This window comes from Streptomyces sp. CA-250714 (assembly GCF_050936705.1).
GTDB lineage: Bacteria > Actinomycetota > Actinomycetes > Streptomycetales > Streptomycetaceae > Streptomyces.
In genome coordinates this window covers 453,546-467,663 of the sequence record NZ_JBNJMI010000002.1, presented here as the reverse complement: position 1 = coordinate 467,663, position 14,118 = coordinate 453,546, and the positions used below count along the sequence as shown (strand labels likewise).

Here is a 14,118-nt window from a genome sequence, read left to right as displayed (position 1 = left end):
GTTGATACGCAGGCAACCGCCCAACCGGCGGCCCCCACCCCCCACTTGGAGCCCCCTCTATGTCACCGTCCAGCGACACCCCCCGTCCCGGGCGCCTCTCCCGCCGCACCGCCCTCACGCTGCTGGGCACCTCCCTGGCGGCGGTGCCCCTGCTCAGCGCCGTCCCCTCCCCGGCCGCCGAGGTATCGCGGCGGGGGAGGGGACTGGACGACCCCGCGAAGAAGGAGATCGCCATGAAACTGGTCTCCAGCGCGGAGAACTCCTCCCTCGACTGGAAGGCGCAGTACAAGTACATCGAGGACATAGGCGACGGCCGCGGGTACACCGCGGGCATCATCGGTTTCTGCTCCGGCACCGGCGACATGCTCGACCTCGTCGAGCTGTACAAGGACCGGAAGCCGGGCAACGTCCTGGCCCCGTATCTGCTGGCGCTCCGCAGAGTGAACGGCTCCGACTCGCACGAAGGACTCGATCCGCACTTCAGCGGCGACTGGCGTACGGCGGCCCGCGACCAGGTCTTCCAGCAGGCGCAGAACGACGAGCGTGACCGTGTGTACTTCAACCCCGCGGTCGAGCAGGGCAAGGCCGACGGGCTGCGCGCCCTGGGACAGTTCGCCTACTACGACGCCTTCGTCATGCACGGCGACGGCAGCGACGCCACCAGCTTCCGCAACATCCGCCGGCGCGCCCTGCGCCAGGCACAGCCGCCCGCCGAGGGCGGTGACGAGAAGGAGTACCTCGACGCCTTCCTCGACGCGCGGGTGTGGGCCATGAAGCAGGAGGAGGCGCACAGCGACACCAGCCGTGTCGACACCGCACAGCGTGTCTTCCTCCGCGCCGGGAACTTCGATCTCGAACCGCCGCTGGACTGGAAGGTCTACGGCGACAGCTACCACATCGACTGACGCGGACATCCTCGGCGCCCTCGGCGCAAGGCAGGAGCGGGTGGGCGCAAGGGCAGGAGCCGGTGGGAGTGGATCGGCGGCCGCCAGGTGTCTGGGATCCTGGCGGCATGTCGTTCTCCCCGCGGCCGCCCGACCCCGTCACACCTGACGCACCAGTGACCGTACCGCGACCGCTGATCACCCAGCAGTGGCTCGACCTCACCTTCATCCACTGGGCCGTGGACCCCGCTGTGGTGGTGCCGCTGCTGCCGGCCGGGACTACACCTGACACGCTCGACGGGTCGACGTTCGTGGGTCTGGTCGCCTTCCGGATGCACCGGGTCGGCTGGCTGCGGCTGCCGGGCGTCCCGTACCTGGGCACTTTCCCCGAGACCAACGTGCGCCTGTACTCGGTGGATGCGCAGGGACGACGCGGAGTGGTCTTCCGCTCGCTGGACGCCTCCCGGCTGGTGCCGGTGCTGATGGGCCGGGCCGGTTTCGGCCTGCCCTACGTGTGGTCCCGGATGACCGTCCGCACCGAGGGGCCGACGGTCACCTACGAGAGCACCCGACGTTGGCCCGGGCCACGCGGCGCGCACAGCCGGATCGTCGTACGCCCCGGGCCACGAGTGGTGGAGCCGACCGAACTGGAACACTTCCTCACCGCCCGATGGGGCATGCACACGGCCTTCTTCGGCGCGCCGGCGTACCTGCCCAACGTCCACCCTCGCTGGCCGCTGTACGAGGCCGAATTGATCGAGTGCGAGGAGGATCTCGTCGCGGCGGCCGGGCTGCCGGCTCCGGACGGGGACCCGATCAGCGTGCTGTACTCCCCGGGCGTCCCCGTGCGCTTCGGCCGCCCCGTCCGCCCGGCCGGCATCCCGACACCCTGAGTTCCTCGCTCTCAATTCCCGGGCGGCTCAGGGGACTTGTGTCACTGCGGGACTTGTTGTCGCTGCTGGGACAGGCGGGCGGCGAATTGGCTTGTCCCGCCGGGCCGGCTCGTCCTACGCTGAGCCCACTTCGATGAGACGTCTCCCCGGAAGTACGCCGCAGAGCAGGAGCGTCCCACCTCGCTGAGGTGCCGGAGGGGCGGCAACAGTCTTTGTCGACCCTTCCTCTCGGAGGTCTCTTTCATGAACGTCGGTATCGGCCTGCCCATCGGCGACCCGGCCACCCTGCTCACCTGGGCCCAACGCGCCGACGCGGGCCCCTTCAGCACACTCGGACTGCTCGACCGGCTCGTCTACCACAACCCGGAGCCCATGGTCGCGCTTGCCGTCCTCGCCGGCGCGACCTCCCGCATCCGCGTCCAGACCGAGGTGCTGCTGGCCCCGCTGCGCGACAGCGCCCTCCTCGCCAAGCAGGCCGCCACCCTGGACCGGATGACCGGCGGACGCCTGGTACTCGGCCTCGGTATCGGCGGCCGGGACGACGACCATCAGGCCACAGGCGTCGACAAGCGCACGCGGGGCCGCCGCCTCGACGAGCAGATGGCGGTGATGCGCCGCCTGTGGTCCGGTGAACCGTACGGCGAGGGCGTCGGCCCGATCGGTCCCGCGCCCGCCAGGACCGGCGGCCCCGAGGTGCTCTTCGGCGGCTTCAAGCCCGTCGCGCTCGAACGCGTCGCGCGCTGGGGCGACGGTTATCTCGCTGCCGCAGCACCCTCATGGGCAGGCGGCCTGTTCGACACCGTGCGCGGTTACTGGAAGGAACATGGCCGCGACGGTGAACCCCGCATCGTCGCGCAGGTCAACGTCGCGCTCGGTCCGCAGGACGTGATCGACGACGCTCGGGCGAACATGCACGCCTACTACACCTTCACCGGCATGGCCGACCGGATGGTCGCCGGAATGCTCACCACGCCCGCCGAAATCCGGGGCGCCATCGCCGACTTCGCCGACCTCGGCGCGGATGAGGTCATGCTCTACTGCTACGGCCTCGATCCAAGCCAGGTCGACCGGCTCGCCGACGTCCTGTGACGGCGGGTTGAGTGGGACGCCGAATTGCGGCGGATTTTGGCCGGCCCTCTCCGTGGTTCCGGGGAGGGTCGGCCCCTGCCCGATGCTTGCGGGCTGCAGGTGGGGCGTGGCTGGTCGCTCCCCCAAGTTCTCGGCTTCGCTCGAACAGGGGGGACCCCCATCGCGGCGGAGCCGCACATGAACACAGCCCCGCGCCCCTTCGGGGCGCGGGGAACGTCCGCCGGGTAGGCCCTAGGCGGCCCTCTCGATTACTTCAGGCCGGACGTTTTGATCGACTCCACGATCTGCCGCTGGAAGACGAAGAACAGGAGCAGTATGGGCAGCGCGGCCACCGTCGCCGCGGCCAGGATGTGGTTCCAGTTGGACCCGTACTGGGTCTGGAACGAGGCGATGCCGAGCTGGACGACGGTCAGGTCCTGGTCGTTGGTGGCGACCAGTGGCCAGACGAAGGCGTTCCAGTTGGCGAGGAAGAAGAAGATCGCCAGGGCCGAGAGGATCGGCCGGGACATCGGCAGGACGATGTTCCAGTAGACCCGCCAGTGGCCGCAGCCGTCCACGATCGCCGCCTCCTCCAACTCCTTGGGCAGCCCCAGATAGAACTGGCGCAGCAGGAAGATGCCGAAGGCGTTGAAGATCGCCGGGATGATCAGCCCGGCATAGCTGTCGAGCAGGCCCAGCTCGCGGGCGACCAGGAACAGCGGGATCAGCACCACCGGAGCAGTGACCAGCAGCGTTGCGAAGATCGCGGCGAAGAGCTTCTCGCGCCCTGGAAAACGCAGCCGCGCCAGCGCGTAGGCGGCCATCGAGTGGAAGAACAGCGCCGCCACGGTGATCACCGCGGAGATGAAGAAGCTGTTCCACAGATAGCGCGCGAACGGCACCTCGGTGAAGACGTATACGAAGTTGTCGAACGTGAAGTCCCGGGGGATCAGTTTTCCGTCGGTGACCGTGGCCCGCGTCTTGAAGGACGACGTGACCATCCACAGCACCGGAAAGACACTGATCAGCGACAACACGACGGCCAGGGCCGTCAGCCCGGTACGCGGGGACCGGAGCCGTGCGGACAGCGGGCGGCGCCGGGCCGCCGGAGTGGTGGCCCGGGTCGCCATGGTGTCACTCGCCATCGTCGAACCTCCCGCCTCTCGTGAACTTGAAGATCACCGCGGAGATGGCCAGCATGATCAGCACCAGGAACGAGCCCATGGCCGACGCGTAGCCGTACTCACCGAATCCGAAGGCCTGCTGATAGATGTAGAAGATCGCCACCGAAGTGCCGTTGGCGGGGCCGCCGTTGGTCAGCACGAAGATCAGGTCGAGGCCCCCGGTGATGGCCGCGACCGTGGACATCAGCAGGACGAAGAAACTGGTGGGGCGCAGCAGCGGCCAGGTGATCGTACGGAAGGTGGTCCACGGCCCCGCGCCGTCGATCCGCGCGGCCTCGTAGAACTCCTGGGGGATCTCCTGCAGCCCCGCCAGGAAAATGATCATGTAGTAGCCCATCATCACCCACACCATGACGGCGATGACGCACCCGAGGGCCAGTGCCGGGCTGCCGAGCCAGGAGGCGCCCTCGAAACCGGCCGCGCGCATGGCCCGGTTGACCACACCGGTCTGTTCGTCGAGCAGGAACTTCCACAGCACGCCGACCACCACGAGGCTGATGACGTACGGCAGGAAGAGTGCGGTGCGGTAGACCCCGACGCCGGGCAGCTTCTGCTTGACCAGCAGGCCGAGACCGAGGCTTACACAGAACAGGACGGGGACGAGAATCACCACGTACAGGCCGGTGATCTGCATCGAGTCCCAGAACAGCGGGTCGTTCATCATCCGCCGGTAGTTGCCGAGCCCGATCCACTCGTAACTGCCGAAGCCGCTGACCTGGAAGAAGCTCAGCACGATGGAGAGCACCATCGGAACGGCCACGAAGACCAGCAGCCCGAGCACGTCGGGGGCGAGAAACAGACCGGCGGCCAGCCACTCGCGGTGCTTGCGGCTGAGCCCCGGACCCTCGGACGACGCGGTTGCCCGCGCGGGGGCCGGGCCGGTGCGACGGCGTTCTTGTGCGGCGACGCTGCTCATATCAGGCTCGCCCCCTGGTAGCTCTTGGTGTACGCCGCGATGGACTGGGCGGCTCTCTCCGTCTCGTCGGCAACACCGCGACCGGCGAGCATGGTGCCCTGGATGGCGTCGGAGATCGCTTTGTAGACGACCGGGGGATAGCGCGGTTCGGCGCGGCCGCCCGGGACGATCTCCTCCTTGAACTTCCGCATCACCTCGGAGTCGTAGCCGCCCTTGGCGGCACCGCGCTCCAGGGCGCTCGTGCGCGGCGCCACATCCGACTTGGCGCCGACGCACCAGTCGACCATCCGGCCGATGGAGTCGTCCTTCATCGAGCCCAGCGCCCAGACGCAGAACTCGGCCGCCGCCTCGGGGTTGCGGCCCTTCGCGTTGGCGCAGAAGGACCAGCCGCCGAGCGCGGTGACGTACTCGCCGCCCGGCGGCACCGGCAGCTTGAAGACGCCGTACTGGTACTTCGGGGCGAACGCCTTGAAACTGGAGACGTTCCAGATGCCCTCCTGCCACATGGCGACGTTGCCGCCCTTGAAACCGCCGACGACATCCCCGGCGGCGGGCATGGTGCGCGGCGCGATGCCGTGGCGCACCGCGTCCTGCCACAGTCGAAGTGCCTGGCGGGTGGCCTTGGAGTCGAAGGCGACCTCGCCCCGTTCGTCCAGGACCTCGCCGCCGCCCTGCCACATCCACGGGTACCAGGTGAAGTTCTGGAAGTAGCCCGGCTCGGTCTGGAAGACGAGGCCGGCCCGGGTCCTCGTACGCAGCTTGTCGCCGATGTCGAGCATCTGGTCCCAGGTGGTGGGGATGTCGGCCTCGGACAAGCCGGCCTTCTCCCACACGTCCTGGGCGTAGAACATCGCCAGCGGCTCGACCTCCATGGGAAGCGCACAGACCTTGCCGTCGACCTTGCGGCTGTCGAGAGTGGAGCCGAAGTCGTCGATGGCCTTCTTCTCCATGTGCGGGGTGAGATCGGCCAGCACCCCGCCGTTGTAGTAGCGCAGGAAGTCGCCGGGGGAGACCAGGAAGACATCGGGGCCGTCGCCGGCGGCGAAGGCGGACGGCAGCTTGAATCCGTTGAGGTAGGTGGATCGGGGCAGATATACGAGGTCGATCTGCGTCGTGTGGGTGGCGTTCCACTTGGCGACGATGTCGACGAACCACTTGGACTGTGCGTTGACCGCCGGATCGGGCGACCGCTGCGGTCCGTAGAAGTTCCAGAACTGGAGGCGGCCCCCCTTCGCCTGGGCCGTGCCGCAACCGGTGAGCAGGGCCGGGGACGCCACGGCAGCCCCGGCACCCGCCATCGCGGTGAGGAAGCGGCGGCGCGAGCTGCCGAAAGATGTGCGCTCGGCGTCGTTGCCGTGCTGGAGCATGCGTGCGCTCCTGTCGGAGTGGGATGGGGCTGGGGAGAGCGGACCCCGGGAACCGGTGGACGTTTTTTCCGTGAACGGGACTCGCCGTACGGCGGTCAGTCGACTTCGAGGGTCAGCAGGTCCGGCGTGGCCGGACGGGAAGCGGAACTCGGGGCGTCCAGATAGAAGAGCGAGGTGCTGGCGATGTCGTCGCTGGTGTGCCGGTAGCGGTGTGGCAGACCGTTGCCCTGGCCCGGGCCGATACCGAGGCTCTGTACGGTGACGCGGAGGTCCTCCGCGAAGCGGATCGGGTCCAGGACGTGCCAGCGGTACATCCCGAACCGCTGCTGGCTGCGGTAGAGCCCGTCCGGGCGCAGAATCTGATTCAAGCCCAGATACGGGGTGGTGTACGCGGTGTAGCCCTGGCCGGGTACATCGAAGTTCCAGGCGCCGCCGAAGTAGTCCTCGGTGCCGGTGCCGCAGATGGTCGGGAACTCGTCGTCCCCGTCGAGATAGAACTTCAGCTCGCCCTCGCCCCACCAGCCGGGGCTGTTGACGCCCCAGGCGAGGTAGGTGCCGACATAGCTGCCGGCGCCGGTGACGCCGTCGAGCAGGGTGTGCACCTCGCCGTACGGCACGGGGTGGCTGCGCCGCCACTGGGCGTGGAAGTAGGAGGCGTTGCCGCCGACCTCGTCCAGCTCATAGTCCACCTGGTAGTAGAGGGTGACCTTCTCGGCCGTCAGGTTCTCCAGGGTGAGGCGCGCCCGGCGCCGGAACGGCATCGGCCAGTACGCGTTGAAGCCGCCGTTGGGATTCGCGGCGACCGGCACGGACGAGACCTGGCTGAAGGTGTTCCAGCCGTTGCAGAAGAAGTCGCCGAGCGGTACCTCGACGGCCGGCTCCTCATCGCCCTCCCAGTACATCCGCAGCAGGGTGCCTCGCCAGGCCGAGTGCGGGTCTGTGGTGCACCACAGATGGCGGATGGTGCCGGGGCCTTCGATGTCGCCGAGCACCGTGGTTTCGCCTGCGGCGATGTCGATGCTGGGGGAGATCTTCCAGCCTCGGCCGAGCCGGCTCGCCGCCAGGGCGCCCGTGCCTGCTGTGGCACGGGCGCCGTTGGATTTGGCGCCGGTGGGGTTCTCGGCGCTGAGGGAGCGGGTTGCGGCGCGCGTTCTGTGGGCGATGCCGTCGAGTCCAAACGTCGTCATCGTGTCTTGCCCTCACGTGAGTTGCGGGTCGCCGGTTGGGGGCGCGGCGGGAGGGGGCGCCGCGCAGCTGGGGGCGCGGCGGGGTGTGAAATCCATTTCACGGGAACGTAGAGAGGGAGCTCGGGGGTGTCAAGGGGTGAGGTGTGTTGGTGGCCTCGGTGGTGGGTTTGGGTACCTGTCGTTGTCTTTTGTCTGGGCAACTGGGGCTTCTGTGGGGTGGGTTGACGGTGAAATCGATTTCTGCGAGGGTTCCGGAGTATGCCTTCGCTTTGCCGCCGCTGGTGTTTTGTTGCCGCCCCTGTTGTGGGGGCACGCCCCCTGGTCTTTTCGGCTGCCGCCGAGTGGTCGTGTTGGGGGGCTCCGCCCCCCAACGGCCCCCCGCTAGGTGGGCTTCGCCCCCCTAGGACCCCCCTTCCGCAAGACCGCCACCTATTGACGTAAGAGCAGACCGCTTCAGGGCTACTGCCTTTTGTCTGCGGGTGGCGCCCATATCTGGGGTTGGAGCATGGGGGCTGTTATCCACCCCAGATATGGGCGCCACCCGCAGCGAATAGTCCTGGACCGGGCGCGGAGGTCGAATTGTCCATAGGGAGGCATGGGGTCGGGGGGGCTCCTAGGGGGGCGGAGCCCCCGTAGCGGGGGGCAGTTGGGGGGCGGAGCCGCCCCAACGCCCGTCCGGCGAGGACCGGGGGTTTGGGGGCAGCGCCCCCAACAGAGGGAGGGGGCCCAAGGCTGGGCCCTCAAGCCCACCCCCACCCACCCGAGGCCCTCAATTCATCGGCGCCCCCAAAGGCTGCGACCAACGGAGACCGTATGACCACGTACACCCTCCCCGAACTCACCCCGCGACCCACCCCCGAACCGCGCACGGTCTACACCGTGGCGAGCGGCGACCTCCGTCCCGCCGCGAACACCACCTGCTGGCCCACCCAGCAGAAACTGGAGGCGGACCTGACCGCCGCGATCACCCAGCTCGGCTGGACCCCGCGGCGCGGCCACCACGTCGACCCGAAAAAGGGGCACGGCTTCATCGACAGCCAGCGGGCCGGTATCGAGGTCTTCAAGCACCTGCCGCCGGAAGCCCCACTGATCGTCGTGGAGGCCGTCTGGCAGTACAGCCACCACGTCCTCGCGGGGCTGCGCAGCCACCGGGGGCCGATCCTGGTCGTGGCCAACTGGAGCGGTGAATTCCCTGGCCTCGTCGGCCTGTTGAACCTCGCCGGCAGCCTCACCAAGGCGGGCCGCGACTACTCCGTACTGTGGAGCGCCGACTTCACCGACGACTGGGCCCGCGAGGGCCTGCGCGCCTGGCTGGAGACCGGCACTGTTCGCCACGACACCAGCCATGTGAGGCCCCTGCCGCCCCTGCCGCGGGACCCCGAGACGGAACTGGGTGTGGCCCTCGCCAGGCAGCTGCGCGAGGACAAGGCGATCATCGGGGTCTTCGACGAGGGCTGCATGGGGATGTACAACGCCATCATCGACGACGAGTTGCTCAATCCGCTCGGCATCTACAAGGAGCGCCTGTCGCAGAGTGCCCTGGTCGCCGAGATGAGGAAGGTCTCGGACGCGGAGGCCCAGGCGGTGCGCGACTGGCTCGACCAGGCCGGGATGACCTTCCACACCGGAACCGACGAGGCCACCGAGCTGACCGACGCGCAGCTGCTCAGCCAGTTCAAGATGTACATCGCCGCGCTGCGGATCTCGGACGACTTCGGGCTCGACGCGGTCGGCATCCAGTACCAGCAGGGCCTCAAGGACACCGTCCCCGCGAGCGACCTCGCCGAGGGGCTGCTCAACAACGTCCAGCGCCCGCCGGTGCGCAGTCGCGACGGCGCTCGCGAGCTTTATGCGGGCGCGCCGCTGCCGCACTTCAACGAGGTGGACGAGGGTGTCGCAGTCGACTCCCTCGTCACCAACCGCATCTGGACGGCGATGGGGCTCGATCCTGCCACCACGCTGCACGACATCCGCTGGGGCGAGGAGTACGACGGCCGGTTCGTGTGGGTCTTCGAGATCTCCGGCTCGGTGCCCGCCTCGCACAACGGCGGCTACGACAAGTCGTACAGCATGCGCCAGCCCCCGATGTTCTTCCCTCTCGGCGGCGGCACCCTCAGCGGCGTCTCCAAGCCGGGTGAGATCGTCTGGTCACGGGTGTTTCTGATGGACGGCTGTCTGCATGTCGATCTGGGCCGCGCCACCTCCGTCGAGTTGCCCGAGGAGGAGACCCGGCGTCGGCTCGACGCCACCAACCACCAGTGGCCGATCATGCACGCGGTCCTGCACGGTGTCACCCGGGACCAGTTCATGGCCCGCCACCGCGCCAACCACCTCAACGTGGCCTACGCACCGGACGCGGCGACCGGCGACAAGGCACTGCGCGCCAAGGCGGCGCTCTTCGCCGAGCTGGGTGTCGAGGTGCACCTGTGCGGCGACGTCTCGCTGTAGCCGTACCGGCGGTGCGCGGCTGAGCAGTCGAATCAGAAATCCCCCACGAGCACGAGGAGTTCCGCATGGCAGGTTCACAACACCCCACCCCTGTGGGAGCGTCCGACGGTCCGAGCCGTCGCTTCGTGCTCGCCGCAGGCGTGGGCCTGGCGGCAACCGGGCTCACCGCGGGTGCGGCGCCGGCGAGCGCTGCCGCCATCACCGGCACGAAGGTCCGCAACCTCACCGGTCCCGCTGAGACGGGCCGGTTCGCCGCGGACTGGACCGACCTCGGCATCCCCGTCCGCTGCCCCGACGGCACGATGCTGTTCGTCTGCGGGGACACCTTCGACGGTGCCGGCGTGGGCGACGGGGACTGGCGCGCCCCAGTGGGTCTGCGCGCGCGGGAGCCCGACCTCTCCTCGCTCGTCATCGACGACAGCGTGGGCGGTGCGCACGCCGTTGGCCTGGTGCCGGAGAGCCATGAGAACAACACCACCGCCATACCGTCGGACGTCTTCACCATCGGCGACACGATGTATATGCATCTGATGCGCGGCGTCCTTCACCAGACCCACCACTCGGACTTCTGGCGTTCGACGGACAACGGTGAGACCTGGGAGTACCTGTGCCAGTGGCCGGGTGACCAGTACGGCGGCCAGTTTCAGCAGAAGACGTACGCGGTCGCGGACGACGGCTACTGCTATGTCCTGTCGACGGTGTTCAACCGGGACGTGGCCTCCGACCTCCTGCTGCACCGCGTCCGCCACGAGCGGGTGGGGGACCCGGCCGCGTATGAGCCGTGGGGCTACGCGAACGGCAGCTGGGCCTGGGGCCATGCCCCGACCACAGTGACGGCGCGTCGCAGGTGGGGCGAGATCTGCTTCCGCGCGATGGCCGGCCGATACGCCCTGACCTGGCTGAACATGGAGCCCCTCGATATGCGCGCCCAGGTCTTCGCGCTCCCCACGAGCAACCTGTTCGACACGCCGGAACAGACCGTCATCGTCCCCACCACGCCGGGCAACGAGTCGGGCAACGCGGTCGCAAGCCCGTACGGCGGATTCATCGTCCCGGGCTCCAGTTTCAGCGAGTTCCACCTCGCCGTGAGCCAGTGGTACGACGACCAGAACTACCGGGTGATGCAGTACCGGGTCAACGGTCTGGCCGTCTGAGCAAGCTTCATCCCCTCCCCGAACCGCCGAGGAGCACGCTCGTGCGAAGAACCAGAGCCCTGATCGCCCTTGCGGCCGCGCTGACCGTCGTGACGGCCTTGACCGGTCCGGCCACGGGGGCGAACGAAGCGCCGCGCTCCGCGCCGACTGCCACCACCGCACCCGCGAACGCGCCCGAGAGCACGTACTTCTCCACCGTGGACATAGCGCCGGGCGCCACCGAAGGCGCTCCCGCGATCGGCGACAACAAGGAGCACGGCGACCTGTGGCCGTCGTGCTGGTCGGACGACGACAACGTCTACACCGCGTACGGCGACGGCGTGGGCTACGGCGACACCTGGCAGGACATCGGCGTGGCCCGGATCAGCGGCATGCCAGGCAACCTGACCGGCACCCAGCGCGCGGCCGGCGACCAGATCGGCCGGATCTGGGGCAACCCGCAGGACTACTATCGCAAGCCCACCGGCATGGTGTGCGTCAACGGCACCCTGTATCTGGCCGTTCAGGACCTCAAGCGGAACACGCTGGACCACGCGCCCAGCGCCACTGTCGTCAAGTCGACTGACAAGGGCGCCACTTGGACGTCGGACAAGGCCGAGCCGATGTTCTCCGACCAGAAGTTCACCACGGTCATGTTCCTGGACTACGGCGAGGACAACGCCAACAGCCCGGACGGGTACGTCTACGCGTACGGCCTGGACCACAACTGGCGCGACACGTTCGACCCCGACCCCGACCCGGTCGATGTCTACCTGGCCCGGGTACCGGCGGCATCCGTGCAGGACCGGGCCGCCTGGCAGTTCTACGCCGGGGACGACGGCGGCACCCCGCGGTGGAGCTCCAGCATCGACCAACGCGTCCCGGTGCTCCACGACGACCACCGCATCTACCAGAACGTGGGAACCGCGGGCCGCGTCAGGGACCTGAGCGTGATCAGCCAGGGCGGTGTCGTCTACAACAAGCCGTTGAAGCGCTACATCTACACCTCCTGGACGGAGTACACGTACGAGTTCTACGAGGCGCCCACCCCGTGGGGCCCGTGGAAGCACTTCACCCCGAAGGACTTCGGCGGATACCCATGGACGCATGCCAAGCACGGCGGATACGCCACCACCATCCCGTCCAAGTACATCAGCGCGGACGGCAAGTCGATGTGGCTGCAATCCAACGTCTGCCCGTGCGGCGGCGGTTACCCGGCCGGCGATTTCTGGGCCTACACCTTCTCGCTGCGCCGGATGTCCCTGACCCCGTCGGTCCCCACCACCCCGGACAACTCCCCGGACCCGGCACGCAATCTCGCGCGCGAGCCCGGCACCGTACCGATCGAACGCGCCACGCACTTCGGCAGAGCGATCTACAACGACGGCAACAAGGCGCAGAACGAGGACGACTGGAACGACGAACGCAAGCCGACCAGCTGGTGGGGCTACACCTGGCCGCGTACGTACCGCCTCAACCGGGTGGCCTACACGACCGGCACGATGTTCGGCGACGGCGGCTGGTTCAGCAGCGCGCCACGGGTCCAGGTGCGGCGCGACGGGGACTGGACCGATGTCGGCGGCCTGCGGGTGACACCGTCCTACCCGACGTCGTCGGCCGCCGGAACGAACAGGACGTATGTCTTCGACTTCGACACCACAAGCGGCGACGGCGTGCGGATCATCGGCGGCAGCGGTGGGAGCCAGACCTTCACCTCCATCGCCGAACTGGAGGCCTCCTACCGCTGAGCCGCCCCTGGCCGGGGGCCTACATGCTGTGACCAGGATCTCGCCGACCAGCAAGGATCACCACGCGGGCCCGGAGCGCGGTCGGCTCAGGCGCCGCTGCTCTTGGAGTCCCCGGACTCGCACCCGGAGGACGCCTTGGAAGCGCCGGCAGCGGCCTGGGAGGCTTCGGAGGACTTCAGCGTCTCGGGCGAGAACCGGAAGGAGAGGGCGAGCCCATCCTCGGTGGCTTCGGCGCCGGTGGGCTCGATCCCCTCGGGCAGCTGGTCGAGGCCGACGGTGCGCGGGCCGAGCTGGTCGGCGAACCGGTCCATGCCGGGCAGCGACGTGAGCGTGCTGATCTTCATCTGCTGGCCCATGACGCGAACGCTGTCCGGAGTGACGGTCAGGCCGCGAGGCCCGGCCGACACCTTGTTCAGCACGGTCATGGGGATCCCCATGTCGCCCATGGTCCCGGAGAGCGTCAGGTGGCGGCCGTCCGTGCCGGGCTTCAGCCCCTTCACCTGCTTCGGCAGCTGCTTGGCCACCTCGTCGTAGCCCACGGTGACGGTGGCCGAGCCCGAGGAGGCGCTGCCGTCGGTGGACACACCGTGCAGGGCCGCATCGACGGCGAAGGCCGTCCCCTCGTGCTGGACCTTGTCGGCGCTGATGCGCACCGTGCCCACATCACCGGTCAGGGTCTTCAAACCGGCCAGCGGGTCGGTGAGCTCCGCGTGCACCCCGGTGGCCTTGTCACCCAGCTGGCACCGGGCCTCCTCGGCCGCGCGCTCCTGGGCCTTGTGCTCGACCAATGCGTTGGCGCCGCCGCCCGCTGCGACGACGGCAGCGAGCGCAGCGGCGGAGACGAAGACGGTACGGCGGGTGTTCATGGGGGGTGGTACTCCCATCTGGGACAGGGTGCCGGGCAGGTGCCTGGGCACCGGCCCGACCGGGACCGGGCACGCGGCGTTCCGCAGCGGGCGCGGGCGGTCGACGGGGCTTGGGATCGCTGGGGACCGACTACGGCGTCGGTGTCGGCATCCGGCGTCATGGGCGGAAACCGTCGCCGGGCGAGCCTGGGGGGCACTGCCCGGCGGAGTGCCGGAACGCCGGGCTCCTCGGGCCGGGCGTCGCACCTGTGCGCCGGCTTCCGGCTCCGCGGCTGTCACTGCCGAGGCGGAAGGGGCACGTTTGTCCGAGTGTGCCATGGGATCCGCCCCCGACCGTGCGGACTGCGTCACACCACCGCTGCCCGGTGCCGGTACGGGACCCCTCGATCACGGAACGTGTCGACGGCACCGTCCTGCGGCGAAG

Annotated in this window: 11 protein-coding genes; 6 read left to right on the top strand and 5 right to left on the bottom strand. The window is 68.9% G+C overall.

The annotated features are described in order from the left end of the window. Positions 1 to 59 precede the first annotated feature (59 nt). The 3 genes from ACQEU8_RS20955 (at position 60) to ACQEU8_RS20945 (ending at position 2,866) form a co-directional block, all read left to right on the top strand. Positions 60 to 905, top strand: a complete 846-nt coding sequence (locus ACQEU8_RS20955) for a chitosanase (protein ID WP_433103288.1) — start codon at positions 60 to 62, stop codon at positions 903 to 905. 107 nt (positions 906 to 1,012) lie between these two features. Beyond that, entirely contained in the window at positions 1,013 to 1,777 is a 765-nt protein-coding gene (locus tag ACQEU8_RS20950; RefSeq protein ID WP_433103286.1) for a YqjF family protein, read from the top strand. A 243-nt stretch (positions 1,778 to 2,020) separates the two neighbouring features. Continuing rightward, complete coding sequence (locus ACQEU8_RS20945) at positions 2,021 to 2,866, top strand: LLM class flavin-dependent oxidoreductase (RefSeq protein WP_433103283.1); 846 nt, start codon at positions 2,021 to 2,023, stop codon at positions 2,864 to 2,866. A gap of 248 nt (positions 2,867 to 3,114) precedes the next feature. Here ACQEU8_RS20945 and ACQEU8_RS20940 read toward each other — a convergent pair whose 3' ends face one another. From ACQEU8_RS20940 to ACQEU8_RS20925, 4 genes are all read right to left on the bottom strand, one after another. Next, a complete protein-coding gene (locus ACQEU8_RS20940) occupies positions 3,115 to 3,990 on the bottom strand; it encodes a carbohydrate ABC transporter permease (protein WP_433103281.1) in 876 nt (291 codons plus the stop codon). After that, positions 3,980 to 4,945 carry a carbohydrate ABC transporter permease gene (locus ACQEU8_RS20935; protein ID WP_433103279.1) on the bottom strand — a complete coding sequence of 322 codons (966 nt, stop codon included), beginning with the start codon at positions 4,943 to 4,945 and terminating at the stop codon, positions 3,980 to 3,982. The genes ACQEU8_RS20940 and ACQEU8_RS20935 overlap by 11 nt, the downstream gene beginning before the upstream one ends. After that, on the bottom strand, positions 4,942 to 6,312 hold the full coding sequence (locus tag ACQEU8_RS20930; RefSeq protein ID WP_433103277.1) for an ABC transporter substrate-binding protein: 1,371 nt from the start codon (positions 6,310 to 6,312) through the stop codon (positions 4,942 to 4,944). The genes ACQEU8_RS20935 and ACQEU8_RS20930 overlap by 4 nt, the downstream gene beginning before the upstream one ends. 95 nt (positions 6,313 to 6,407) lie before the next feature. Further along, positions 6,408 to 7,499, bottom strand: a complete 1,092-nt coding sequence (locus ACQEU8_RS20925; protein WP_433103274.1) for a glycoside hydrolase family 172 protein — start codon at positions 7,497 to 7,499, stop codon at positions 6,408 to 6,410. A gap of 813 nt (positions 7,500 to 8,312) precedes the next feature. Here ACQEU8_RS20925 and ACQEU8_RS20920 point away from each other — a divergent pair. The 3 genes from ACQEU8_RS20920 to ACQEU8_RS20910 all read left to right on the top strand — a co-directional run bounded on the left by ACQEU8_RS20920 (position 8,313) and on the right by ACQEU8_RS20910 (position 12,828). Beyond that, positions 8,313 to 9,947, top strand: coding sequence for a fucose isomerase (locus ACQEU8_RS20920; protein WP_433103272.1), 1,635 nt, complete (start codon positions 8,313 to 8,315; stop codon positions 9,945 to 9,947). Between the two features lie 65 nt (positions 9,948 to 10,012). Further along, positions 10,013 to 11,101: a DUF4185 domain-containing protein gene (locus ACQEU8_RS20915; RefSeq protein WP_433103270.1), complete on the top strand. Its 1,089-nt coding sequence runs from the start codon at positions 10,013 to 10,015 to the stop codon at positions 11,099 to 11,101. A gap of 41 nt (positions 11,102 to 11,142) precedes the next feature. Continuing rightward, a complete protein-coding gene (locus ACQEU8_RS20910) occupies positions 11,143 to 12,828 on the top strand; it encodes a DUF4185 domain-containing protein (protein ID WP_433103268.1) in 1,686 nt (561 codons plus the stop codon). An 86-nt stretch (positions 12,829 to 12,914) separates the two neighbouring features. Here the strand turns inward: ACQEU8_RS20910 and ACQEU8_RS20905 are convergent, their stop codons facing one another. Continuing rightward, a complete protein-coding gene (locus ACQEU8_RS20905) occupies positions 12,915 to 13,712 on the bottom strand; it encodes an LmeA family phospholipid-binding protein (RefSeq protein WP_433103266.1) in 798 nt (265 codons plus the stop codon). Positions 13,713 to 14,118 lie beyond the last annotated feature (406 nt).